This window comes from Nitrosospira sp. NpAV (assembly GCF_000832065.1).
Lineage (GTDB): Bacteria > Pseudomonadota > Gammaproteobacteria > Burkholderiales > Nitrosomonadaceae > Nitrosospira.
Window position 1 is genome coordinate 95,628 of record NZ_JXQM01000001.1, and the last position, 25,181, is coordinate 120,808.

The 25,181-nt window shown below is 53.0% G+C and carries 20 protein-coding genes; 11 read left to right on the forward strand and 9 right to left on the reverse strand.

Features of this window, described 5'->3' with window-relative positions; all coding sequences use genetic code 11:
- Position 1 precedes the first annotated feature (1 nt).
- Both SQ11_RS00390 and SQ11_RS00395 read left to right on the forward strand, forming a co-directional pair.
- Positions 2 to 1,396, forward strand: coding sequence for an efflux transporter outer membrane subunit (locus SQ11_RS00390; RefSeq protein WP_041512455.1), 1,395 nt, complete (start codon positions 2 to 4; stop codon positions 1,394 to 1,396).
- Positions 1,397 to 1,612: 216 nt separating this feature from the next.
- Positions 1,613 to 2,977, forward strand: a complete 1,365-nt coding sequence (locus SQ11_RS00395) for an efflux transporter outer membrane subunit (protein WP_232297837.1) — start codon at positions 1,613 to 1,615, stop codon at positions 2,975 to 2,977.
- Between the two features lie 20 nt (positions 2,978 to 2,997).
- On the opposite strand, the gene SQ11_RS00400 is transcribed toward SQ11_RS00395, so the two are convergent.
- On the reverse strand, positions 2,998 to 3,945 hold the full coding sequence (locus SQ11_RS00400) for a LysR family transcriptional regulator (protein WP_041512158.1): 948 nt from the start codon (positions 3,943 to 3,945) through the stop codon (positions 2,998 to 3,000).
- A 182-nt stretch (positions 3,946 to 4,127) separates the two neighbouring features.
- Between SQ11_RS00400 and SQ11_RS00405 the strand changes: the two genes are divergently transcribed.
- The 5 genes from SQ11_RS00405 (at position 4,128) to SQ11_RS00425 (ending at position 9,652) form a co-directional block, all read left to right on the forward strand.
- The gene (locus SQ11_RS00405; protein WP_041512159.1) at positions 4,128 to 5,549 is read left to right on the forward strand and encodes a form I ribulose bisphosphate carboxylase large subunit; all 1,422 of its coding nucleotides are present in this window, start codon (positions 4,128 to 4,130) and stop codon (positions 5,547 to 5,549) included.
- A gap of 65 nt (positions 5,550 to 5,614) precedes the next feature.
- Positions 5,615 to 5,971: a ribulose bisphosphate carboxylase small subunit gene (locus tag SQ11_RS00410; RefSeq protein WP_041512160.1), complete on the forward strand. Its 357-nt coding sequence runs from the start codon at positions 5,615 to 5,617 to the stop codon at positions 5,969 to 5,971.
- Positions 5,972 to 6,102: 131 nt separating this feature from the next.
- Positions 6,103 to 6,906 (forward strand): CbbQ/NirQ/NorQ/GpvN family protein, encoded by an 804-nt coding sequence (locus SQ11_RS00415; protein ID WP_041512161.1) that lies wholly within the window; start codon positions 6,103 to 6,105, stop codon positions 6,904 to 6,906.
- A 119-nt stretch (positions 6,907 to 7,025) separates the two neighbouring features.
- On the forward strand, positions 7,026 to 9,353 hold the full coding sequence (locus tag SQ11_RS00420) for a nitric oxide reductase activation protein NorD (protein ID WP_041512162.1): 2,328 nt from the start codon (positions 7,026 to 7,028) through the stop codon (positions 9,351 to 9,353).
- On the forward strand, positions 9,350 to 9,652 hold the full coding sequence (locus SQ11_RS00425) for a hypothetical protein (protein WP_041512163.1): 303 nt from the start codon (positions 9,350 to 9,352) through the stop codon (positions 9,650 to 9,652). The genes SQ11_RS00420 and SQ11_RS00425 overlap by 4 nt, the downstream gene beginning before the upstream one ends.
- 136 nt (positions 9,653 to 9,788) lie before the next feature.
- Here the strand turns inward: SQ11_RS00425 and SQ11_RS00430 are convergent, their stop codons facing one another.
- Positions 9,789 to 10,196 carry a hypothetical protein gene (locus tag SQ11_RS00430; protein WP_041512164.1) on the reverse strand — a complete coding sequence of 136 codons (408 nt, stop codon included), beginning with the start codon at positions 10,194 to 10,196 and terminating at the stop codon, positions 9,789 to 9,791.
- 511 nt (positions 10,197 to 10,707) lie between these two features.
- On the opposite strand from SQ11_RS00430, the gene SQ11_RS00435 reads away from it, so the two are divergent.
- Both SQ11_RS00435 and asd read left to right on the forward strand, forming a co-directional pair.
- A complete protein-coding gene (locus SQ11_RS00435) occupies positions 10,708 to 12,543 on the forward strand; it encodes an ABC transporter ATP-binding protein/permease (RefSeq protein WP_041512165.1) in 1,836 nt (611 codons plus the stop codon).
- A 428-nt stretch (positions 12,544 to 12,971) separates the two neighbouring features.
- The gene (gene asd / locus SQ11_RS00440; RefSeq protein WP_041512166.1) at positions 12,972 to 13,829 is read left to right on the forward strand and encodes an archaetidylserine decarboxylase; all 858 of its coding nucleotides are present in this window, start codon (positions 12,972 to 12,974) and stop codon (positions 13,827 to 13,829) included.
- A 218-nt stretch (positions 13,830 to 14,047) separates the two neighbouring features.
- Here the strand turns inward: asd and SQ11_RS00445 are convergent, their stop codons facing one another.
- From SQ11_RS00445 to SQ11_RS00475, 7 genes are all read right to left on the reverse strand, one after another.
- A complete protein-coding gene (locus SQ11_RS00445; protein WP_041512167.1) occupies positions 14,048 to 15,592 on the reverse strand; it encodes a cytochrome b6 in 1,545 nt (514 codons plus the stop codon).
- A 442-nt stretch (positions 15,593 to 16,034) separates the two neighbouring features.
- Positions 16,035 to 16,454, reverse strand: coding sequence for a Crp/Fnr family transcriptional regulator (locus SQ11_RS00450; protein ID WP_052493894.1), 420 nt, complete (start codon positions 16,452 to 16,454; stop codon positions 16,035 to 16,037).
- A gap of 131 nt (positions 16,455 to 16,585) precedes the next feature.
- Positions 16,586 to 16,822, reverse strand: a complete 237-nt coding sequence (locus SQ11_RS00455; RefSeq protein WP_041512168.1) for a KGG domain-containing protein — start codon at positions 16,820 to 16,822, stop codon at positions 16,586 to 16,588.
- 321 nt (positions 16,823 to 17,143) lie between these two features.
- Entirely contained in the window at positions 17,144 to 17,548 is a 405-nt protein-coding gene (locus tag SQ11_RS00460; protein WP_041512169.1) for a membrane protein, read from the reverse strand.
- A gap of 684 nt (positions 17,549 to 18,232) precedes the next feature.
- Positions 18,233 to 19,387, reverse strand: a complete 1,155-nt coding sequence (locus SQ11_RS00465; protein ID WP_041512170.1) for a cysteine desulfurase family protein — start codon at positions 19,385 to 19,387, stop codon at positions 18,233 to 18,235.
- A gap of 63 nt (positions 19,388 to 19,450) precedes the next feature.
- Positions 19,451 to 19,921 carry a Fe-S cluster assembly transcriptional regulator IscR gene (gene iscR, locus SQ11_RS00470; protein WP_041512171.1) on the reverse strand — a complete coding sequence of 157 codons (471 nt, stop codon included), beginning with the start codon at positions 19,919 to 19,921 and terminating at the stop codon, positions 19,451 to 19,453.
- Positions 19,922 to 20,533: 612 nt separating this feature from the next.
- The gene (locus tag SQ11_RS00475; protein ID WP_041512172.1) at positions 20,534 to 21,283 is read right to left on the reverse strand and encodes an RNA methyltransferase; all 750 of its coding nucleotides are present in this window, start codon (positions 21,281 to 21,283) and stop codon (positions 20,534 to 20,536) included.
- 203 nt (positions 21,284 to 21,486) lie between these two features.
- On the opposite strand from SQ11_RS00475, the gene SQ11_RS00480 reads away from it, so the two are divergent.
- Entirely contained in the window at positions 21,487 to 22,302 is an 816-nt protein-coding gene (locus SQ11_RS00480; RefSeq protein ID WP_041512173.1) for an inositol monophosphatase family protein, read from the forward strand.
- 72 nt (positions 22,303 to 22,374) lie between these two features.
- Positions 22,375 to 25,071, forward strand: a complete 2,697-nt coding sequence (locus SQ11_RS00485; RefSeq protein ID WP_041512174.1) for a glucosidase — start codon at positions 22,375 to 22,377, stop codon at positions 25,069 to 25,071.
- Positions 25,072 to 25,181: the final 110 nt, after the last annotated feature.

The window sequence follows — 25,181 nt, forward strand, 5'->3', positions numbered from 1 at the left end:
CATGACGCAATACATTAACAGAGTCGGTATTCTATTATTCTCCAGCTTGTTCCTGGCCTCCTGCGCTATGGGACCGGACTATTTCCGGCCCCCTATCGACACCGCCGAGAAGTTTCGCATGACAGAAACGGAAGGGCAATCCATCGCCAATCTGCCCTGGTGGGAGCTTCTTCGGGATGAGGAACTGCAACGGCTCATCAACCAGGCTCTACTGGAAAATAAGGATCTCAAGCGGGCGGTCGCGAGCGTCGAGGAACTCCAGGCCCGCCTGGGAATAGCACGCATGGATTTCCTCCCTAAAATGGATATCAACGCCAATGCACCGGCGATGGGCACCCTCGGCGGCTTCCTTCTTCCCGGATTTCCCACGCCCTTCAATTATTTCGGACAGACGACCCTGAACTGGGAACTGGATATCTGGGGCAGGCTGCGCCGTTCCAGTGAAGCAGCCCGTGCCGATCTGCTGGCGCGTGAGGAGAATCGCCGGGCAATCGTGCTTACACTGGTAAGTTCGGTGGCGCAGTCTTATTTCGACCTTTTGCAATTTGATATGCAGCTCGATATTGCCCAGCGCGCGCTATCCTCCTGGGCGGACTCGGTTGCCATTGCCCGCGCGCAACTGCGAGGCGGGCTGATTTCCCGTCTCGATCTGAATCAGTTCGAGGCGGAGCATGCCAATGCGGAGACCAGAGTGGCGGAACTTGGCCGGCAAATGGTCCAGAAAGAGAATGAACTGAGCGTATTGCTTGGAAAAAACCCCATGGCGATTCAGCGGAGACGCAAGCTGACAGATCAGTTGACGCCGCCGGAAGTGCCCGCCGGCCTGCCTTCCGAGCTGTTGCAACGACGCCCCGATATTCTCCAGGCTGAACAAACCCTGGCGGCGGCCACCGCCAGAATCGGCATGGCCAAAGCGGCGCGGTTTCCCAAGCTCACGATTACGGGCATTCTGGGGGTAGCCAGTCCGGCTTTATCCAATCTGCTGCTCTCGGGAAGCGAGTTTGGAGTGGGCGGGCTCGGCTTGGCCGGCCCACTGCTGAATGCGCAAAGCCTGGGTTTCGAACAGCGGGCCGTGGAAGCTCAGGCAAGACAGGTGTTGGCGCAATATGAGCAAACCATCCTGGTGGCATTCAAGGAAGTGGAAGACGCGCTGGTGGCAGTTCGTAAAGTCAATGATCAGCGCAAGGCGCAGCAAGTTCAGATCGAAGCGCTGCGCTCAGCTTTACGCGTATCCGATGCACGCTACCGGGGGGGCATTACGAGCTATGTGGATGTACTCCTTGTCAAACGCACTCTCTTCGATGCCGAATTTGCCCTTACGGCTACGCGCCGCTTGCATCTGGTGTCCGTCGTTCAGCTCTATAAGGCTTTGGGTGGAGGATGGTCGCCAGGATAGGGGTGCCAGATGATAGGTCTCGGCGGAAAAGATTGGAAGTTCTGCGATACGAGGGAGCAAATTCGATGAGGTCCCAAGCTAATCTTTTCCCGACTCCCTCCTCACTCGTATAAGTGCAGTGACAACAGGAAGTGCAGCGCAATCATCATACAAACTAAACAAATGATAATCTCGCCTTTACGGAAGAAAAATAGTCACTCGTGGGGACGGATATTATTGCTTATCCCGGGCCTGCTTCTGACAGCGTGCGCCATGGGACCGGACTATTTCCGGCCCGCTATCGACACCGCCGAGAAGTTTCGCATGACAGAAACGGAAGGGCAATCCATCGCCAATCTGCCTTGGTGGGAGCTTCTTCGGGATGAGGAACTGCAACGGCTCATCAACCAGGCTCTGCTGGAAAATAAGGATCTCAAACAAGCGATCGCGAGCGTCGAGGAACTCCAGGCCCGCCTGGGGATAGCACGCATGGATTTTCTCCCCAAAATGGATATCAACGCCAATGCACCGGCGATGGGCACGCTTGGCGGCTTCCTTATCCCCGGCTTTCCGACACCCTTCAATTATTTCGGACAGACGACCCTGAACTGGGAACTGGATATCTGGGGCAGGCTGCGCCGTTCCAATGAGGCTGCCCGTGCCGACCTGATGGCGCGCGAGGAGAATCGCCGGGCAATCGTGCTTACACTGGTAAGTTCGGTGGCGCAGTCCTATTTCGACCTTTTGCAATTCGATATGCAGCAGAATATTGCCCGGCGTGCCCTGTCATCATGGGAAGAATCGGTTGCCATTGCCCGGGCGCAACTGCAAGGCGGAGTAATTTCCCGTCTCGATCTGGATCAGTTTGAAGCGGAACGTGCCAACGCCGCTACCAGAGTGGCGGAACTTGAACGGCAAAAGGTTCAGAAGGAAAATGAGCTGAGTGTATTGCTTGGAAAAAATCCCATGCCGATTGCGCGAGGCCCCTCGCTGACAGAACAACTGATGCCGCCGGAAGTGCCAGCCGGCCTGCCTTCCGAATTATTGCAACGGCGCCCCGATATTCTCCAGGCTGAGCAAACCTTGGCGGCGGCCACCGCCAGAATCGGCATGGCCAAAGCGGCGCGGTTTCCCAAGCTCACGATTACGGGCTTTCTGGGGGTAGCCAGTCCGGCTTTATCCAATCTGCTGCTCTCGGGAAGCGAGTTTGGAGTGGGCGGGCTCGGGCTGGCCGGCCCATTGCTGAATGCGCAAGGCCTGGGTTTCGAACAGCGGGCCGCGGAAGCCCAGGCGAGACAGGTATTGGCGCAATACAAACAAACCATCCTGGTGGCATTCAAGGAAGTGGAAGATGCGCTGGTGGCGGTTCGTAAAGTCAATGATCAGCGCAAGGCGCAGCACGAGCAGGTCGAGGCGCTGGGCTCGGCATTGCATGTGGCCGATCTCCGCTATCGCGGAGGCGTCACGAGCTATGTGGATGTGCTCCTTGCCAAGCGTAATCTGTTCAATGCCGAATACGCCCTCGCGGCAACACACCGTCTGCATCTGGTATCCATTATTCAGCTCTACAGGGCTTTGGGTGGAGGTTGGTCGCCAACTTAAGAATAATCACGCGCCATTTTTTAGCTTTTTTCCCCGTCCGGCATCCATTTTGCCACGCCTGTTATATCCGGCATCAACTCGGGCGCTTCCTTCAACAAGAATTTTCTGAATGCCTGCGCCACGCTTGAAAGGCGTTTATTTTTCAGGTGCACCACGTACCAGTGGCGCATGATAGGAAAGCCCTGCACATCCAGAATCTTCAGCCGCTTGGTTTCGAGTTCCAGCTCGACGATGTGCAATGACATGATCCCAAGTCCCATTCCCGCTTGCACCGCCTGTTTGATCGCCTCGCTGGTATCAGTTTCCATGCCCCGATTAATGGAAATATGATGCTTCATAAAAAAGCGCTCCATTGCTCCCCGTGTACCGGAGCCGGGTTCGCGCACCAGGAACGTTTCCTGCTCCAATCTTTTTACCGGAATGCGGCGAACATTACATAGAGGATGATTCGGTGGAGCAATGATGACGAGGGGATTTTCCATGAATGAGTCAGTGGTGATATCCAGGCCATCCGGCGGTTGACCCATAATGGCGAGATCGATCACATTGTCGGACAATTGCTTCAGCACCGTTTCCCGATTGGAAACATTGAGGTTTACGGTAATGCCGCTGTAACGCTGGCAAAACCTGGCCAGCAGGTGTGGGGCAAAATATTTGGCGGTGCTCACCACCGAGATATGGAGCTTGCCTCGTTCGAGACCTTTCAATTCGTCCAGCGCAAGTTCCATATCGGCCAGTTGCTGCGAAATTGCGCGACTATAGTGATACAGCTCGCGCCCGGCATCAGTCAGATAAATTTTCTTACCCAGTTGTTCAAATAGGGGCAGACCGACATTGTCCTCTAATTGCTTGATTTGCATCGAAACCGCCGGCTGGGTGAGGAAGAGATCTTCCGCGGCACGCGAAAAACTTAGATTGTGGGCGACCGATTCGAAAACTTTTAGTTGCCTGAGGGTGAGATGTAGCATGAGTGGATATATTACAAATAATAAGCTTTATCTTATCATAATCATTAAAATTATTAATTTGTTCTTATGGTTGATTATCGATATAGTGAGCGCCAGAATTTCAAGCACTTATGCAAGTGGTAATGTCTGTAACGCTCCCTCGTTCCAATGGAAATGAGTGGAATTCAACTGGAGAAAATACTATGGCAGGGAAAACATACAACGCCGGCGTGAAAGAGTACCGGCAAACCTACTGGATGCCGGATTACACGCCGCTGGATACCGACATTCTGGCATGTTTCAAGATTACCCCCCAGCCCGGGGTCGACCGTGAAGAAGCCGCTGCAGCAGTCGCCGCAGAATCCTCCACAGGCACCTGGACCACGGTCTGGACCGATCTTCTGACCGATTTGGATTACTACAAGGGCCGTGCTTACCGCATTGAAGACGTACCCGGTGATGATACCTGTTTCTATGCTTTCGTTGCATATCCAATCGACCTGTTCGAAGAAGGCTCCGTGGTCAACGTGTTCACTTCCCTGGTTGGCAACGTGTTCGGCTTCAAGGCCATCCGTGGCCTCCGACTGGAAGATGTCCGCTTTCCCATCGCTTACGTGAAAACCTGCGGTGGCCCCCCCCACGGCATCCAGGTTGAGCGGGACATGCTCAACAAATATGGCCGCGCTTTGCTGGGCTGCACCATCAAACCCAAGCTGGGCTTGTCCGCCAAGAACTACGGCCGGGCTGTGTATGAGTGTCTGCGCGGCGGCCTGGATCTGACGAAGGATGACGAAAATGTTAACAGCCAGCCTTTCATGCGCTGGCGTCAGCGTTTCGACTTTGTCATGGAAGCCATCCACAAGGCTGAACGTGAAACCGGTGAACGCAAAGGTCACTATCTGAACGTAACCGCGCCCACCCCGGAAGAAATGTACAAGCGTGCCGAGTATGCAAAGGAAATTGGCGCGCCCATCATCATGCACGACTATATCACTGGCGGCTTCTGCGCAAACACGGGCCTGGCCAACTGGTGCCGCAACAACGGCATCCTGCTGCACATCCACCGCGCCATGCATGCCGTGATCGATCGTAACCCGCACCACGGTATTCATTTCCGCGTACTTGCCAAGATTCTGCGTCTATCCGGTGGCGATCATCTCCATTCCGGTACGGTGGTTGGCAAGCTGGAAGGAGACCGTGCCGCCACGCTGGGCTGGATCGACCTGATGCGCGACAGTTTCATCAAGGAAGATCGCGCTCGTGGCATCATGTTTGATCAGGACTGGGGTTCCATGCCTGGCGTGTTCCCGGTTGCTTCCGGCGGTATCCACGTTTGGCACATGCCTGCACTGGTCGCTATCTTTGGCGATGATGCCTGCCTGCAGTTTGGCGGCGGCACCCTGGGCCACCCATGGGGCAACGCCGCCGGCGCGGCTGCCAACCGCGTGGCGCTGGAAGCCTGCGTCGAAGCCCGTAACCAGGGTGTGCCGATCGAGAAGGAAGCCAAAGCTATTCTGACCAAAGCTGCGGCTTCCAGCCCCGAACTGAAGATCGCCATGGAAACGTGGAAAGAAATCAAATTCGAATTCGATACCGTGGACAAACTGGACGTCGCTCACAAGTAAAGCGCACATTCACGTGCGCACTAAATGTGCGCCGTGATTCAAATCGAATAACACAGGAGTTAATAATGTCTGAGATGATAGATTACAAAAGCCGTCTGAACGATCCTTCCAGCCGCAAATTTGAAACCTTCTCGTATCTGCCTGCGATGGATGAAGCAAATATTCGCAAGCAAGTCGAATACATCGTGAAAAAGGGGTGGAATCCTGCCGTCGAGCACACCGAGCCCGAGTATCTGATGGATAATTACTGGTATATGTGGAAGCTGCCGATGTTTGGCGAGACCGATGTCGACCGCATTCTGGCGGAGGCCGATGCTTGTCATAAAGCCAATCCCAACAACCATGTGCGCCTGGTGGGCTATGACAACTTTGCCCAGTCCCAAGGTACCTCTATGGTGATCTACCGCGGCAAGACCGTTTAAACGGCGGCGGGAAATCTACAGCCCCCGTCGCCGGAAGGTGCGGGGGCTTTTGTTCGTCTAAAAAGTCAAGCACTCGCTGCCTCATTTGCGCGGTGGGTTCATTTGTGCGCATTGCCGGAGAATGTGAAAACATGTCCAATACCATCGAACAATACCATATCACCAAAGAGCCCTACTACCGTCCTGTCGCCGACGAAGTCGAGTTATTTGAGGCTGCCTATTCCGTGCGCATGCCCATGATGCTCAAAGGTCCTACCGGTTGCGGCAAGACCCGTTTCGTCGAATACATGGCATGGAAACTCGGAAAGCCATTGATTACCGTAGCATGTAATGAGGACATGACGGCTTCCGATCTGGTGGGCCGATTCCTGCTCGATGCGCACGGCACACGCTGGCAGGATGGACCGCTGGCTATTGCTGCCCGCTATGGCGCCATCTGTTATCTTGACGAAGTCGTGGAAGCTCGCCAGGACACCACTGTGGTGATTCATCCGCTGACCGATAATCGCCGCGTATTGCCGCTCGAGAAGAAGGGTGAGCTCGTACATGCCCATCCCGACTTTCAGATCGTGATTTCCTACAACCCCGGCTACCAGAGTCTAATGAAGGATTTGAAACAATCCACCAAGCAGCGTTTCGGTGGCCTGGATTTCAATTATCCCGAGCATGCGATTGAAACCGAAATCGTCACGCATGAAACCGGTGTGACGAAAGACATTGCGGAAAAACTGGTCTCGATCGCTGAACGTGCACGTAACCTCAAGGGGCATGGTCTGGATGAAGGCATTTCCACCCGCATGCTGATTTATGCAGGCAGCCTTATTGTCAAAGGAGTAAACGCGCATGCTGCTTGCCGGGTCGCCTTGGTGCGTCCGATCACCGACGATCCCGACATGCGCGATGCGCTGGATGCGGCTGTCGCAACCTTCTTTTGAGAACAGGCTGCAAGGAACATCCGAATGAACCTCAGAACTTATATCAGAAGGGTCTTCTTCAGCGATCGTTTAAACACGTTCACCCAGAATTCGGATAGCAAATAGGGAATGAGACGTGTATGAGCATTCATCTCGACGACTATAAAGAACTGCTGGAGAACCTGGAACCCGGGTCCACGGCCTTGTTGCATAGCGCTTGGCCCGATGCGGTCAAGATTTTTTCCCCGCGCGGGCTGGATAATTATCTGAAAGGCGCTGCAGCGCTGCGAGGTTTGGGGCGTGGGCGGGGAGTGGTGGATACCTGGATCGATGAAGCCCCGCAGGTAGCAAAAGAGATAGGTGAGGACGTGGTATCGGATCTGGCAACCTCAGCCCTGATGCTGGCCTCCAAAACTTCCGGCGCGGTGATAGAACTCATGCTTGCCACCGCACCGACAGCAGCCAAACGTTTGGGCGATGCCCATCTGTTCCAGAGCTATCTTCAATTCCTCAATACCTTGATCGCCCAGGCACCGCGCGGTGTGCGTCCCATGCTCGACAACCTGGATGTATTGTTCCAACAACTGACTTTGGGCGGTCTGCGCCGCTGGGCATTGTGGGGTGCTCACGCGCACCGCACCAATTACGAAGAGCAGATCAGATATTTCAGCCTCGATTCCAAGGAATCACTGGCTGTGATGCAGAAAGAGCGCAAGGGCACCCTGTTTGTCGATGTGCAGCGCCGTATCAACATGTATTTACGTGCCCTGTGGGCGCGGGATTTTTTCATGAAGCCCACTTCCGGTGACTTCGAAACACGCGAAGGCTATAAACCTTTTATCGAAAATTATTTGATACACCTGCCGGATGCTTACGACGCGTTTGGGGATGTCGCTGCCAGCGAAGTTTATCGCGCCGCGGCTGCTCACGCAGCCGCGCATTTGGTGGAAACCAAAAAACCTATCTCAGCGGAAGCGCTGAATCCCTTGCAGATGGCACTCATTTCGGTGATCGAAGATGCGCGTGTCGAAGCACTTTCGATTAGGCGCTTTCCTGGTCTGCGCCAGATCTGGTCGATGTTGCATCAGGCCACACCGGAAATGAATACAAGTATTGGCGATTATCTGAATCGCTTGGCTCGGGCATTACTCGATCCTGGCTATCAAGATAACGATGCCTGGATAGCTGAAGGCCGCATGCTCTTTGCTCAGGCGCAGGACAGACTCGATACCAGCCGGACGTCCTGGGAAATTGGTGTGCAGCTTGCCCACGGGATTAAAGACAAGGGCATCGCCTTCCATCCACGCACGGATCTGTTGACCGCACCTTATCTCGATGACAACCGCTATTTCTGGGAATTCGAGGAATTCGATTTCGAGAAATCGCTCACAGCCGGCTACGAAGAGCCGAGGCAAATCCGGAAATATGTTAGCGTCATGGAATTTGCCAATGAAGTGGAAGTGGAAAGCGCGGGGGATGACGCCCAGGAAATCTGGGTGATGGGCACGGAATTCTTCCCCTATGAAGACAATGGCATTTCTTACAACGAATCGGAAGGCAGGGAACCGATTTCCCAGCCTTACCATTATTCCGAATGGGACTATCAGATTCAGCTTGAGCGCCCCGCCTGGGCAACGGTACAGGAAAAGCGCGCTAAATCGGGCGACACGCGACTCATTGACGACATTGCGGCACGATACAAGCGCGAAATTTCACGCATGAAATTTTTACTCGATGCCATGCAGCCACAGGGAGTGCGCCGTATCCGTAAGCTGGAAGATGGCGATGAGATTGATATCAATGCCGCCATTGGTTCGGTGCTGGACATCCGCATGGGACTGCATCCCGATCCGCGCATCATGATGCGCTCCGTCAGAAAAGTTCGCGACATCTCGGTACTGGTATTGCTGGACCTGTCAGAGTCCACCAATGAAAAGGTGGCGGGGCAGGATTATACCGTGCTCGAACTTACTCGTCAGGCCACCGTGCTGCTATCGGACGCGATTGCAAAAATCGGAGACCCTTTTGCCATTCATGGCTTTTGTTCGGATGGACGGCATAACATCGAGTATTATCGCTATAAGGATTTCGAACAGGCTTATAATGAAGTGCCTAAGGCAAGACTGGCGGGCATGACCGGACAACTTTCCACTCGCATGGGCGCGGCGATCCGTCACGCCGCCCATTATCTCAAACTGCAAAAATCATCCAAGAAACTATTGCTGGTGATCACGGATGGTGAACCGGCGGATGTGGATGTACGCGACCCGCAATATTTGCGTTATGACACCAGGAAAGCCGTGGAAGAGGCCGGCCGCTCGGGCATCGTCACTTATTGCATGAGTCTGGATCCTCGCGCCGACCAATATGTGTCACGTATTTTTGGGGCGAAAAACTATATGGTCGTCGATCATGTGGAACGATTGCCGGAGAAGCTGCCGGTACTTTATGCAGGACTGACGCGATGATGAAACAACATTATGTGGGCGTTGACCAGGACCAGGATGGGGGATTGACTCATATCGGACGCATGATATTCGATGCCTGGGTGTTCGGCATTCTGCCAGACTCGGAAAAATGTGCCGGATGGGATGCGGCGCAAATACAAAATCTTTACGAGAAAGTTTATGCCGCATGGGAGCCCTACGCCCACCTGCCCAGCCGGTTACCCGATGATCTGCGGCAGCGGCATGCGCACATCTATGCCCAGGCGGTCAACAATGCGAAGAGTAAAGGCTGGGATGCGGAGCTAAAGGACGACGATTAGCCGCTGGGAAACGGGCAATATGCCTCCATCGGCTAAGTTGCGACGGAAATAGGTTTTTCGCTATCGTCACCTGCTGCATTACTTTTCTGATCCAATCAGGACACTTCGAGGGCGATCCTGATCCGGGAAACGGCGATTAAACCCTGGATGCAGGAAACTTGATCACCTTCGCCGGGCCATCGAGCTTCTCCTTGCCGGCCAGGGCTTGCAATGCACGGGGAAATTCTGTCTGCAAGCGTGACATGATATCCGCCGGGTCAGAACGATAATAAACCGCATCGTACTCCACTGGTTGATCAAGGGAAGTTCGCGCCCGGGATCGAAAGTTGCGCCATGCAATGTCGACCCAGCATCTACGCTCACCATCCAGAAAAACGAATTCCTCCGCATCCAGAATAGCCAAGTACTGCATGGAACGAATAGGAACGAATAAATGTCCGTTGGGGCAACGGGCAAGCAGCGTAATCGCAAGATTGTAAGTGGCTGCGGGCAGATAGCGGGAATCATGTCCTACTTCATTATCGCGATAGCAGGTGATTTCCATTTTTGATATCTCTCCTGGAAGTTGGGAAACCTGAAAACGTATTCTGATGACGACTTTGTCTATTCTTTATGTACTCGGATGTAAATGCAAGCGACCTCTGAATCTCACATAGCCAGCCGATGCTGATACGAAATCACGATATACTGTGTTCCATGAGCCATTTGAATTCTTCCTGGCGCCTCCCCGATTTGAAAGAATCAAAAAGACCGGGTGATAACAGATTTAGAGTATCTTGAAGGCCAATAGTTGCCCTATTAGCCAGGTAAGCGGCGAAATATGGCACCACAGGCGCCCCTGCAGCGGCTTATCCTTGAATCCTAGTCCAGGCGTCGACCGCTCATTTTCCAGTTCAGTGGGATGATTCACAAAGACTTTTTATGCTACTTGACCTTTATCTTTGTGGTGGATTCATTACAAGGTATGCTGCGACCTGCTCTGTGCCGGAAAAGCTACGCACTCCATCCCGTCCAACTGCCGGGTTTAGGTTGAATCCGGCAGAGCTGGCTGAGTAATGCGTCCCACTCGCTTGGAAAAGCCATCGGCTAATCGTAACGATTGGCAAACCATTCGTTCCTTGCTGCCCTATCTGTGGGAATTTAAAGGCCGGGTAGTTGTGGCGTTGATACTCCTCCTGATGGCCAAGCTTGCCAATGTCGCCGTGCCACTGGTTCTTAAAGAAATTGTCGATGCGCTCGATGGCCCGCAAACGCTGTTGGTCTTGCCGGTTCTGCTGCTGGCCGGTTACGGTGTCCTGCGCCTGTGCAGTACGCTGTTCGGCGAGTTGCGCGATGCGATATTTGCCAAGGTGACACAGCGCGCGATCCGGCGGGTGGCAATCAAGGTGTTTGGCCACCTGCACGCATTGTCCCTGCGCTTCCACCTGCAGCGGCAAACCGGCGGCGTATCGCGCGACATCGAGCGCGGAACACGCGGCATTTCCTTTCTGCTCAATTTCATGCTGTTCAATATCCTGCCGACATTGCTCGAAATCGGTTTGGTGGCAGCCATTCTCCTTTCCAGATATGACATCTGGTTCTCGGTGATCACCTTTGTGACGCTCGTCGCCTACATTGCGCTCACGCTGATTGTTACGGAATGGCGTATGATTTTCCGCCGGACCATGAACGATATGGATTCGAAAGCCAATACCCAAGCGATTGATAGTTTGCTGAACTACGAAACGGTCAAGTATTTCAGCAATGAGTCCTGGGAAGCGCGGCGCTACGACGAGCACATGCAGAAATGGGAAGCCGCGGCGGTGCGTAACCAGACTTCGCTCGCCGCACTCAATTCCGCGCAAAGCGCCATTATCGCGGTAGGCGTCACCTTGCTGTTGTGGCTGGCAGCCGATGGGGTAATCAAAGGCAGCATGACCCTGGGCGACCTGGTACTGATCAATGCTTTCATGCTGCAACTATCCATGCCGCTGCATTTTCTCGGATTTGTCTACCGTGAAATCAAGCATTCACTGGCGGACATGGAAAAAATGTTCAATTTACTGGCGGAGAGTGAGGAGATCAAAGACAAGCCGGGCGCAACCGGCCTCACCCCGGGAAATGCGGCGGTTCGCTTCGAGCGGGTGGATTTCTACTATGAGGCCAATCGCCAGATTCTGTTCGACGTAAGTTTCGATATCCCCGCGGGCCGCAACATAGCCGTGGTCGGACACAGCGGTTCGGGTAAATCAACACTGGCCCGGCTGCTGTTCCGCTTTTACGATATCACCGCCGGCCGGATTCTGATAAATGGTCAGGATATCAGTCACGTGACACAGCGAAGCCTGCGCAAGGCCGTGGGTATCGTCCCGCAGGACACTGTCCTGTTCAACGACAGCATCTATTACAACATCGCCTACGGACGCCCTGAGGCAAGCCGCGAGGAGGTATTCGAAGCTGCCCGGTCAGCACATATTCATGATTTCATCGAGAGCCTGCCGGATAAGTACGAAACCACCGTGGGCGAACGCGGATTAAAGTTATCCGGAGGGGAAAAGCAACGTGTTGCGATCGCTCGCGCGATTCTGAAAAAACCTGCGATATTGATCTTTGACGAGGCCACCTCGGCACTGGACTCAAACTCGGAAAAGGCCATACAGGCGGAATTGAAGCGTGTTGCCGTCAATCGCACCACGCTGACCATTGCCCACCGTCTATCCACTATTGCTGATGCGGATCAGATCCTGGTTATGAGCAAAGGCAGTATTATCGAGCGTGGCACTCACCGGGAACTGCTCGCGGCAAACGGTGCCTATGCCCAGATGTGGGAACTCCAGCAACAGGAAGAACAGACGCGGCAAGAGGTAAGCAACAGGGCGCAAAAGCCGGATGCCATACCCATACCCGGTTAATACTCACTTACCCTTCAACATTATCGACTTTATCAGTTTATGGATCGCATCCGGGTCGACCAGCTTATCAAATGGTGTGCGAACCCGGCATTCCTGCCCATAGCCGCTGTTGCAATCAACATTAGGTCCCTAGCCTCAACCTTTTCCGTAAATGGAGAATTATTCGGGACTGTTGTATCGGACCCGGATTTTTTGTCGTCAGCCTGTGTCATAAAAAGGATGCGACAACAATTTATAGTTCAAGTGTAGCACTTGTAAATGTGAATACCCCTAACTTGGAGCTGTCAGATCACAAGTAGCTTGCTTGCGGATCGATCAGTTTCATATTCGATAAACGGTAAGCGCCCATCTTGAACGATCATGCCGAGACTAAATTAACTCAAACCATTATAATCCTCCACTATTTTTTGCCTCCATAGGTACTCCAAGTGTTTACTGCTTTATCAGTATTTCCTCAATATCTGCTGCCAAAGCAGGCGCTCACCGAATTGGCGGGCAAGTTTGCCAAAGCCAATGCCGGTGGACTTACCACGTTTGCCATTCAGCGATTCATTCAGCATTACGCGGTAGATATGAGCGAAGCGATTAATCCTGATATCCATAGTTACCGAACCTTCAATGATTTTTTTACCCGTGCGCTACTGACAGAAAAGCGCCCCATAGCTCAGACAAGATATATTTGTCCGGTCGATGGTGCCATCAGCCAGTTAGGAATCATCCGCGACAATCAAATAATTCAGGCTAAGGGACGTAATTACTCGGCTACTGCGCTAATGGGCGGCGATAGTGAGTTGGCTGAAAAATTTCATGACGGCAACTTCGCAACCTTGTATTTAAGTCCGAAGGATTATCATCGGGTGCATATGCCATGCAGTGGCCGATTGACTCGCATGATCTATATTCCTGGCACTCTATTCTCGGTAAATCCGGGTACGGTTCGGGGCGTACCCAGCCTGTTTGCACGTAACGAACGTGTCGTGTGCGTATTTGAATCGGAACGCGGACCGTTTGTACTGGTATTGGTGGGTGCAACAATCGTGGGAAGTATATCCACAGTGTGGCATGGTGTCGTGAATCCCCGGCGTGCCGGCCAACTTCGTGACTGGCGATATGATGTACAGGCCCGGATGTTCGAAAAAGGCGATGAAATGGGCCGATTTCTCCTCGGCTCAACGGTGGTAATGTTATTCCCCAAAAACAGAATAGTGTTTAATCCGCTATGGACGCCCGGCCGAGCCGTTCGCTTCGGGGAAATGATGGGAACGGAATCTGGCGAGATTCGGTAGGACATGGGGAAGCGTAGCGAACCCATCAAGCCATTCAACGTATTAATCATGCCCGGATGTGAGCGAGGTAGACGTTGGGCGCGCTACACTCGTCGGATAGGAGTCGCCCCCGGCAATTGACCGCTTATCTTTTCGTTAAACGCGCCCACTCGCTAATCCCAAGTCGGCGGTCGAACAGACCACCCGACTATTAGCGTCCATCCGGGGCAGAATCATTCTCACAACTGCCGCATGTAAGCCACAAGATCCGATTTTTCCTCGTCCGTAAGTTTGAGTTGTAACACCAAATTGAAGAATTCAACCGTGTCTTCGAGCGTTAACAAACGTCCGTCATGCAGATAAGGGGGGCTGTCTTTGATGCCACGCAAGGTAAAGGTCTTCATCGGCCCGTCGCCTGGCTCATTGACAAAGCGTTCAAGTTTCAGGTCGTGCATCTGATGGTCGAGGAAGGCGGGCGGTTTATGGCAGCTGGCGCACTGGCCTTTCCCGTAAAAGAGTTTTTCACCACGAAGCTCTTTCTCGTTTGCTTTAGCTGGATCGAGCCGTCCCTGGCTATCCAGCTTGGGTGCGGGCGGAAAATCCAGCATGTTCTGAAGCTGCGCCATATGGCTAACGTGAATGCGATCAAAAATCGTAAGGCCCTTTTTCATCGAATGAATTGCGTCACCATTGAAGTAAGCGGTGCGAAACTCGAATTCGGTGAAATCCTCCACCGACCGCAGGCTCCGTTTCGATCCATGAATCTGCTGATTAAACAGGCCCCGCAAGCTGACGGTATCCAGCCGGAAACGCCGTTCCTGCGGCCTGACATCGGGGGTGAGATGAAATTGCCCGGTGGTGTGGCCATTCACATGGCAATCGAAACAGGTAACTCCCAAGCTGGGTTGTGCGCTTTTGCGGTCGTCAGTCGGGTTAAACTCCTCCTGCGGGAACGGGGTAAGCAGCATCCGCAGGCCATCAAGCTGTACGGGTGTCAGAAGATCCTTGAACAGTCGATAGTAATTATTGATCGAAACCACTTCTCCCCGCGAGACATCGCCCAGCTCAGGCCGGTTCTGAAGAAAAATCGCTGGCGGAAATTCCGGCAGGAAGGCCTCGGGTAAATCGAATTCGATGTCAAACCGTTCCAGCCGCGGAAACATATTGACCTGAACCTGAGGGAAAACCTGCCCGCCCGGCGTTTGTTTGGGATGAGGCAAAGCGGGATAAGGAAACACGTTCTGGCTACGTATTTCCGATGGAGACATGCTAGCCAATTTTTGCCAGCTCATCCCTCCAGCCAATCGCGCTGTCGGACCCACCGCGAGCGGCTTGCCGCGTGACATTTTAGCTTCCCGATCAAGCCGGGGGGTCAAATCGTAACGCCGGAGAAGCAATTCATGCTGCGTTTTCATGACCTTCGCTCGATCAGCAACATCGGCTTTCATGATCTCTTCAAATGTTTGCATCGGCTTCTTGGCATTCAGGGGGTCACGATAAAAATCGAACCCCAGTATCTTTCCTTTATCAGGTTGATTATCAAAAGCGGGCGAGGAAGCTGCTGAGTTCGAAGCAGCAAAGATATTGGAGCGGTCATGTTCGCTTTTTTTCTGTTCGGGTCGCGCCATGGACGTTTCACGGACTGTTTGGGCATTTGTGATCGCATCCCGCGCTTGGGCGCTCCCCTGGCGCGTTTCATTATCGCTCTGACCCGTCGCGCTATTCATTCCCGCGCTTAAGCCGGCGAGCCCTAAACCCAGAATCAGGATATTTGCTATTTTCATGATAGATCTCCAAGTATGTACCCCGATTTTCATAAATTCGCGTGATGATTGCGCATGATTTTGTTTTACAAGGAGATTTGTGAAGAGTACGTGGTTATTCATATACTCGACTGAACTAAATTTCCATGCAAAACAAGAGACCAGTGAAGACGCGCCTCAATTTATGAAGCATCTGGGCAAACTGCGTCTAAATACGTATCATTTCACGCAAGGCCCGCAATAATTTCTTTCTTTTCTTAATTCAACTGCATAGCCCTTAAGATCAAGGACTTTCGCCATGCAACTGTATTTATTATCGGGTTCTATGAGAATGGGGTCTGTACGAAACCCCACACTACAGGGCGGAATACCGAATTCCGACAATGAGCCGCAGAGACCTTGCCCACGCTTCTACATTCGATTTTTACAGCGATTCCATTTAAGTCCGGCCGACGGATGCCGGTTAGAAGCCTTGATCTGCAAAAATTAGTGCCTGCGCAAAACGCAAGAGAAGATTCTGGAAGTCTCCACTCGATTCGAATTCCTTTTTAAGGAAGCTCGCATTGATGCGATAAGCACTCCCTGTACTTTGCACTACTTCACGCACCGGATTGGTTTCTGCCCCCAGGAGAAAAGAGATACCGGTCAAACCCTGATTGCCGGTAGTCCCTATCTGCGTAGACAGGCCATTCTCCATCTCATACCGGCGTGCGACAAGACAAGTCGTGGGAAAATATAACTGCCTGATAGGGAACCCAGGCTCATGGATTATGTAACCTGCCGGCAACCGCACCAATTCAAGAAATGGTAACAAGCGCGTGTAACTTGCAGAAGGCAGCTCCGCAAGTATCCTATTCTGCTTAGGACCTTGGATCAGCGGCATGATGGTTCTCTCGATTCAGCGGACCCATGCTGCAGATCCTAATTTCCATGTGAGAAGTCCCTCATACAAGCCCCTTTCCATCGGCGAAAAATCGAAGGGGACGGTGCATGACTCTTTTTTTCACGCCTCGACTATTTTTGTGGCCTGGCCTGACGGCCCTCGCCTGCCGCCGCATTTTTCCCATGCGCGGCCCCACCTTTTTGGCCGGCCCGGCTAGCTTCTTCAGAGGTGAATCGATGTGCGCTCCCTTTTTCATGAGCAGCTTTTCCGCCCTTGCTGGCGATTTCCCGTTGTTTGTTCTTGTCCATGGAGGCAAAGCCCCGCTTGCTGTACTTCCCTCCATCGCTTTTACTCTTGTCTGTACTCATGCCTACCTCCTGACGTGCAAATCTAAGTTTCCGTTTCTCCTTCGGCGCTCTTGCTCTTGGTCACGGCCTGCGCATCGATGCCTCCAGAGGCTTGTCTCCACCATTAAAAAAAGTGCGAGATCATGGCATATTAATAAGCAGAACGGCCTTGGACTGTACGGCGACACACATAAGAACTCTGATTAATCCGTCCGGGGAGGACGCATTGCTCAGGGATGCGAAGTACAAGATATTAAATTAACCTAAATCCGGTAGTTAAATGGAGCGGATTTGGGGTGGAAAATGGAAGTGAGCAGAAACGAGTAGAGAAGGGATTCTGGTTCAGACCGGCATGGGTCTACCGTCATTGAGTGCAATCCAGCCGCGGACTATGCGGTAAAGTACCCAGACACCAGCGCCTACGGCCACAATATATGCGAGGACGATACCAATCACTGTGATGAACAGCAATGCTGCGGCTACCACCCAAAGCAACGTATACCAGAAGGTGCGTATTTGCCAGCCAAAATGCGAATCGAGATAAGTTCCGCGCACGTCATTACGCTTTGCATAGTTGATAATTACCGCGATTATGGAAGGCCAGCCGGTGAGAAAAGTCGTAATGATAAGCGCTGGCCCGAGAATGCCCATCAGAACGCTAAAACCGTGCAGCAGATAAATAATATGGGTCAACCGGACAAGACCGTCCTCAGGAACAACTGATACACGTAGATGACTGTCGGTCATGGCGTTGTATCTCGTGAATGGTTCAATGATTCCTTAGTCCCGGATATTTCATAAATTGCGCAGGCCAGCAAGGACACACGTCAATTATGAACCACCCGCGTTAAGTTTTTTCAGGATCTTCCGTATTCGACCCATCCAGAGCCTGGTCCGGAGTATTGCCGGGCTGCCCCTTACTCTTATCCAGTTTACGCCGCCTTTTTTCGTCCTGCTTCTTCTTCTTGATTAAATCCCTTTGGCGTTTCTCATACTGAAAATTGGGTTGTGCCAACTTATTACCCCTTTAGAGATATATTGCTATAAAAATTGGAGAAATCGATTCTTCTCAGGTGATTCTATACATAAGCCAGATCTTCCGCCCAAACAAAATAGAAAGCAGACCCTAAAACAACAGGCACTTTGGATTCAGTTTCATTCTTTTGAAAGACTTGCAACGTACTCGCGGAAATACCCCACTATTCTCAACCCTGATAATCCGTTAGGATGCGAGATGACGGCGAGGCAGGTGCGAGAGGGTTTTGCCGGTTGGGGAGAGTCCGCTCACCCGGATAGGCTCGCAGAGCCGCCTAATGAATTATCAAGGTTTAGGCCGTTCACCAGAAGGATACTTTAAAGCATGCCTATAGCATGGAGATTATCGAATCAAATGTGAAACCAGGAAAACGACTCGCCATACTCATCTGACACTTAAAGCGTAACCATGCTCATCCGTTTCAATTCATCCGCCACGCCGCTCAGTGCTTTAAGGAAATTTTCCACCTGAGCCGGGGTGTTGTCGCTGCCCAGACTTACTCGCACCGCGCAACGCGCCAGCATGGATTCCACTCCCATTGCTTCAAGCACATGACTTTGGCCAGGATTTACACTGGAGCAGGCGGCACCACTGGCTACCGCGAAACCCGCCCTGTCGAGACGAACAACCAGCGTATCGCCTTCAATACCCGGTAATGCAAAATAGCACGTGTTAGGCAAACGTGATGCGCTCAACCCAAAAATAACGGCACCCATTTCAGCCAACCCCTGTTCCAATTGTGTCCGCATGGCCGCAATGCGGGAGGCGCTCTCTGCTATCCTCGATTTAACCAATCCGCAGGCTACGCCAAAGCCGACAATGGCAGGAACATTCTCGGTACCTGAACGCAATCCATTTTCGTGCCCTCCCCCGTAAATAAGTGGCTTAAGCAATACCCGTTTGTCGATAACCAGTGCCGCCGCCCCTTTGGGGCCATAAATCTTATGGGCGGATAACGTCATGGCATGTACGTTGAGCGACGCGAAATTCACTGGAATTTTGCCAAACGCCTGTACCGCGTCAGTGTGCATCCACGCGCCGCATGCCCTGGCTTTCTCCGAAATCGCCGCCACATCCTGAATTACACCGGTTTCATTGTTCGCCAGCATCACCGACACCAGGCCAGGTTGCTGCTCCTTTACGGCATTGTCAAAATCAGTCAGACTCACCCGTCCCAGATTATCGACAGCCAACCGGTGCAGGTTCCATTTCGCATTTGCGCTTCGCGTCAACTCCCGAGCTGCCCGCATCACGCATGGATGTTCAACCGCGCTGACAATGATTCGTGCGGGTTTCAGGTAGCCCGCCGCACCTTGAATGAACAGGTTATTGGCTTCTGATCCGCCGCTGGTAAAAATCACTTGGGCAGGCTGCACGCCGATCGAATCCGCTACTTGTTCGCGTGCCTGATTAACTGCTCGGCGGGCTTCCACGCCACGGGCATGGCGACTGGAGGGGTTGCCGAATTTTGCCCGAAAATACGGCGACATTGCATCCAGCACGGCATCGTCGACCGCAGTAGTGGCATTATGATCGAAATAAACGTCCATCACCTCTTTCACCTCTCTGGAGCGAGCGGCATCCCAATGCGTCCGGGTTCTGGAATCCGTTGATCAAGCCAGAACTGTTTCTTCGGACTGCTTGCACGCCCTCATATCCTGCAATACCGCAATATCTTTTACTTTAGGATTGGCCACGAGTTGCTCCAGCGTGACCAGCGCCAGGTAATCGCGTATTCTGACATTAAGGCTGGCCCACAAATCGTGAGTCATACAGCGCTGATCATTGTGACAGTTTTCCTTGCCTCCGCATTGGGTTGCATCAATCGGTTCATCCACGGCGAGAATAATGTCTACCACAGACACTTCGCTCATCGGTTTCGCCAGGCAGTAACCGCCCCCGGGCCCACGCACGCTGCCCACCAATTTGTTGCGACGCAGTTTCCCGAATAATTGCTCCAGGTAAGACAGCGAAATCTTCTGACGTTCGCTGATTCCTGCCAACGTCACAGGCCCTTGGCTGCCGTGCAAGGCGAGATCAATCATTGCTGTTACGGCAAAGCGTCCCTTGGTCGTCAATCGCATTTTCTGCTCCTTATGAGAATTGATACAGAGTCAACATGGAATAATCATTAAATATCCGGTGGTTGGACGGGGGTAAGGCGCGGTTTTCGAGCGCAAGGAGCAACGACGCGGAATGGCTGTTCCACTCGCTTCGTCGCGGACCCACTCAAAAAATGAGAATCAAATGACACAATAATTCCTTAAAAAATCAAAATCACATACTGACAAATAAGCGGTCGGCTGCCGGATTTAGAATAATATCTTGTGCGTAAGCCCTTGAACCGTCATTCTTCGGACCCCGAATGTTCCATAAATTCGCGCGACGATTGCGCAGGATTCTGTTTTGCAGACTTTGTGAAAAGTGACGCAAGTATCCGTACACCCGACTGAACAAACTGCTATAGAAATAAAAAGACCAGCGAGGAAGCGCAATCAATTTATTAAACATCCGGGATAATACCCGACAATGTTTGTCAAGTATATAAAGTCCCTTTAACGCAGTCAACTATTTTGTTTGGGTAACCAGGAGCCCAGCTTATCCATGGAAATCTTCTGACTCGAACTTTGAAGGCATGCACTCAAGCCCCTGAAAAGGGAGCCGCGTGTATGAATTGATGGGAACCGCCGGGATATTTATTCGGAGATCCCCGGCTGCGACTGCATCCGCTTCTCGAGAGCGCTCAGAATTCCCCGCAATATATTTATCTCTTCTTTTTCCAACCGCGCGCGGGCGAATAACCGTCGCATCCGTTGCATGAATCGTTTCGGTTCCCGGGGATCCAGAAACCCACAGCTAATAGCCGCCCGCTCAAGATGAAGATAAAGCAGTTCAACTTCATCGAACTCCGCCAGGTTGCTTGCCGCAGGCGAAAGAGAACTTAATTCCGGCATCGCCATGCGTAATTCGTATGCTATTACCTGGACGGCACTGGCGAGATTGAGGGAAGAATAGTCCGGATCGGCCGGAATATGGATCATCATCTGGCATTTGCTTACCTCTAGAGTGGTAAGGCCGGACATTTCGGTACCAAAAACCACCGCAACCGGATACTGGCGCGCATGATTGAGCAACTCCAATGCTCCCTGCCGTGCATCAAAAACTTCGTGCGAAAGATCGCGCGTGCGTGCGGTAACCGCCGCCGCCAGGCCGGTACCGCTCAAGGATTCGTCAAGACTCGCGCAAATTTTGGCCTGGTTCAGAATATCCCATGCGCCGGCAGAACGCGTTTCCGCTTCCTTATCGGGAAACGATCTGGGATTTACCAGATAGAGCGACCTCAAACCCATTGTTTTCATTGCCCGGGCGGTTGCGCCGATATTGCCGGGATGGCTGGTATGACTGAGTACGATGCGGATTTTATCCAGCGGAGAGGGGAGATTCATATTGAACCCGGATAATCCTATTAGGCGGCTCTGTGAGCCTACCTCAATGTGCGGCCGGGTTGCGGCCACCCTCGCCGCTTGCCGGGTATCCATAAACCAGGCTAGGGACTTTCTGCAACCGACAAAACTGTCTCGCTATCATCTCGCGTCCTCTGGGAGGATCTGGGTTAAAATTGCGTTCTACTCAATTCTGAATCCAAAACATGCACCCTATGCTCACCACCGCGGTTAAAGCCGCACGCCGCGCAGGCGGTATTATTAACCGGGCCGCGCAGAATCTCGATCTGCTGCATGTTTCGCGCAAAGCGCATAATGATTTTGTCAGCGAAGTCGATGGTGCAGCGGAAGAAGCCATTATAAAGGTGCTGCTGGATGCTTATCCCAATCATTCAATTTTAGCAGAAGAAAGCGGCGCTCAAGGCGAGTCGGAATACCAGTGGATCATCGATCCGCTCGACGGCACCACCAATTTTCTTCATGGCTTTCCGCACTATTCGGTTTCCATCGCATTAATGCACAGGAACATACCAGTCCAGGCGGTCGTATACAATCCTTCCGGCAATGAATTATTCACGGCCAGCCGCGGGCAAGGCGCTTATCTCAACGATCATCGTTTGCGCGTGAGCAAGCGCACTCATCTCGGTGACTGCCTAATCGGCACCGGCTTCCCGTTTCGGGAGTTTTCGCACGTGGATGCCTACATGGCCATATTCAGGGGTATCATGCCCAGGGTTGCCGGCATCCGCCGTCCCGGGTCCGCCGCATTGGACCTCGCCTACCTGGCTGCGGGACGCTACGATGGATTCTGGGAACTAGGATTATCCCCATGGGACATCGCCGCCGGTTGCCTGCTCATTACAGAAGCCGGCGGATTATTAGGCGACCTGGAAGGCAACGCCACCTATATGCACAGCGGCAACTTGCTTGCAGGCAATCCGAAGATTTTTGCGCAACTGCTGCAAGTCATTGCACCTCATTTGACGAACGAGTTAAAGGGGGAGATAGATAACGATCAATGATCCTGAATCCGGAAGTCGCGAGTTCACTCGCAGCCTGCTGCGACGCAACGCAGAAAAAGAGGAGTAACGCCATTGTCTAACCAAGCGGATGCGGAACGGCAGCGGCTCGAAAATCAACGAACTGGCGGCGAGAACTGGCGTTTGTGGGGACCTTATCTGTCCGAACGCTCCTGGGGAACCGTTCGCGAAGACTACAGTCCGGATGGTGACGCCTGGGAATATTTTGATCACGACCAATCCCGTTCGCGCGCCTATCGCTGGAGCGAAGATGGCCTGGGGGGTATCGCCGACGAGGCACAACGGCTCTGTTTCAGCCTGGCGCTATGGAACGGCAGGGACTCCATCCTGAAGGAGCGCGCTTTCGGTCTCACCGGCAAACAGGGTAATCGTGGCGAGGATGTGAAGGAATGCTACTTCTATGTTGACGCCACTCCTTCGCATTCCTGGCTCCACTATCTCTACAAATATCCGCAGTCCGCATTTCCCTATACACGATTGGTTGAAGAAAATGCACGCCGTACGCGCCAGGATCCGTCATTCGATCTGATGGATAGCGGTGCTTTCGCCGACAGGCGCTACTGGGACGTGGAAATATTCTACGCCAAGGCGTCGCCCGAGGAATTGCATATTCGTATCCGTGCCAGCAATCGGGGAGAAGACGAAGCCATATTATGGTTGTTGCCGCAACTATGGTTTCGCAATGACTGGGCATGGTCGAAGAACGGCGTCCCGAAACCGGCGTTATGCGCCATGCCCGCTCCCGCTGACGCGGCTTGGGCAGTCATGGCGGAGCACTCGATGCTGGGAACATATCACCTCTACGGGCGGCAGCGGGCCGATGTCCTTTATACCGAAAATGAGACCAATCACTCGCGCTTGTGGGGCGCAGCCAACGCTGGGCCTTATGTCAAAGACGCATTCCATCGCTATCTGGTCGACGGTGAACACGCGGCTGTGAATCCGCAACAGCACGGCACCAAGTTCGGCGCCGTGCACCAATTCAGGGTTGCGCCGGGTCAGGCCGGCACGATCGACCTGGTATTGTCGCGCGTCCGCCGCTCCCAGCCCTTCATTCATCACGAGGATATTTTTGAACTGCGCCGCTCGGAAGCTGATGCTTTTTTTAAAGGACTACTACCCGAGGCCAGTCTCCAGGATCACCGCATCCTTCGCCAGGCATTGGCGGGCACGATATGGAATAAGCAATTTTTTCATTATGACGTAACCGCTTGGCTGAAGGGCGATGGCGTATCCCCCCCCTCGTCAAGAAAATACGGACGCAATCACAGTTGGCGCCATCTCAACGCAAGCCATGTGATATCAATGCCGGACGCATGGGAGTATCCCTGGTTTGCCGCCTGGGATCTGGCATTCCATTGTGCCGTCCTGGCGCTCATTGATGTGGACTTCGCCAAGGACCAGGTTGAGCTATTGCTGCTCGAAACCTATCTGCACCCCAACGGGCAGATCCCTGCTTATGAGTGGTCGTTCGGTGACGTGAATCCCCCGGTACATGCCATGGCCGCTCTCAAGGTCTTCCGCGCGGAGCGGGTGCAACGTGGCAAGGGTGACATCACTTTCCTCAAGCGTGTCTTGCATAAGCTGTTGCTGAATCATACCTGGTGGATTAACCGCAAGGATGCCACTGGCACAAATGTGTTCGAAGGAGGATTTCTGGGACTGGACAATATCTCGGTATATGACCGATCCAAACCGTTGCCTTCCGGATATACCCTGAAGCAGGCCGACGCCACCGGCTGGATGGCGATGTTTTCCCTGCAACTAACCGTCATCGCACTGGAAATTGCGGTTGAAGACCCGGCTTATGAAAATATTGCCATCCAGTGTTATAGCCAGTTTCTGGCAATAGGCTATGCTATTGCCGGTCATACCGGCGCCTGCGTATCCCTTTGGGATGAGGCGGATGGCTTCTTCAAGGATCTCATGATCAGCCCGGATGGCACGGTAAATCGTATCGATGTCTTTTCCTGGGTGGGTATCATCCCGCTATTTGCCTGCGAGGTGGTGGATGCGCGATTGCTCGAGCACCGCACGCGCTTCAAGGCATTGCTCTGGAAACACAAGGGAGGAATGTTCGATGGAAGCACCATATGTGCCTGCCCGGTGCACACCAATGAACGCGGAGAGCATTTGCTGTCGTTGGTAACCGCCTCGATGCTCGTAAAAATGCTGCCGCGTATTTTTGATGAAAAGGAATTCTTTTCTCCGCATGGAGTGCGCGGGGTCTCCAAGCGCCATGCCACATATCAGAATCCGGAGCATATCCCTGGTATTGGCAATACCTTCATCCGGTATGTGCCGGGCGAATCCGACTCACCCATGTTTGGTGGCAATTCCAATTGGCGAGGACCGGTATGGATGCCGACCAATTATTTGCTGATTCAAGCCCTCGAGAAACTGCATCGCTTTCTGGGTGATGCCTTTACTTTCCCGGCACCCTGTCTGAACGGCTACGAAATTACCCTCAAATATGCCGCCACGATGCTGGCGGAGCGGCTCGTGGACATTTTCCGCCGCGACGAATCCGATCTGATTCCGGCCTTTCCCATGGATAGCCCGCATCAGACGGACCCCCACTGGCGCGACCTGCTGCTATTCCACGAATATTTCCATGGTGAAACCGGCCAGGGCCTGGGAGCCGCCCATCAAAGCTGGAGCGGGCTGGCGGCAAATCTGGTAACGCGCCGCTATCATCAGAATATCCCGAAGTTCTGGAGGCATCGAGCGACCACTCCTCCGGGTTCATAGTGCCTTCCAGCATTCACACTGATCCCCGAGGTGGGATTATGGCGGGAATAGCGCAAAAAACCGTCATCGGACCAAAAACGAGCCAGTCGGAAGAGAAGCCCATTGGATAA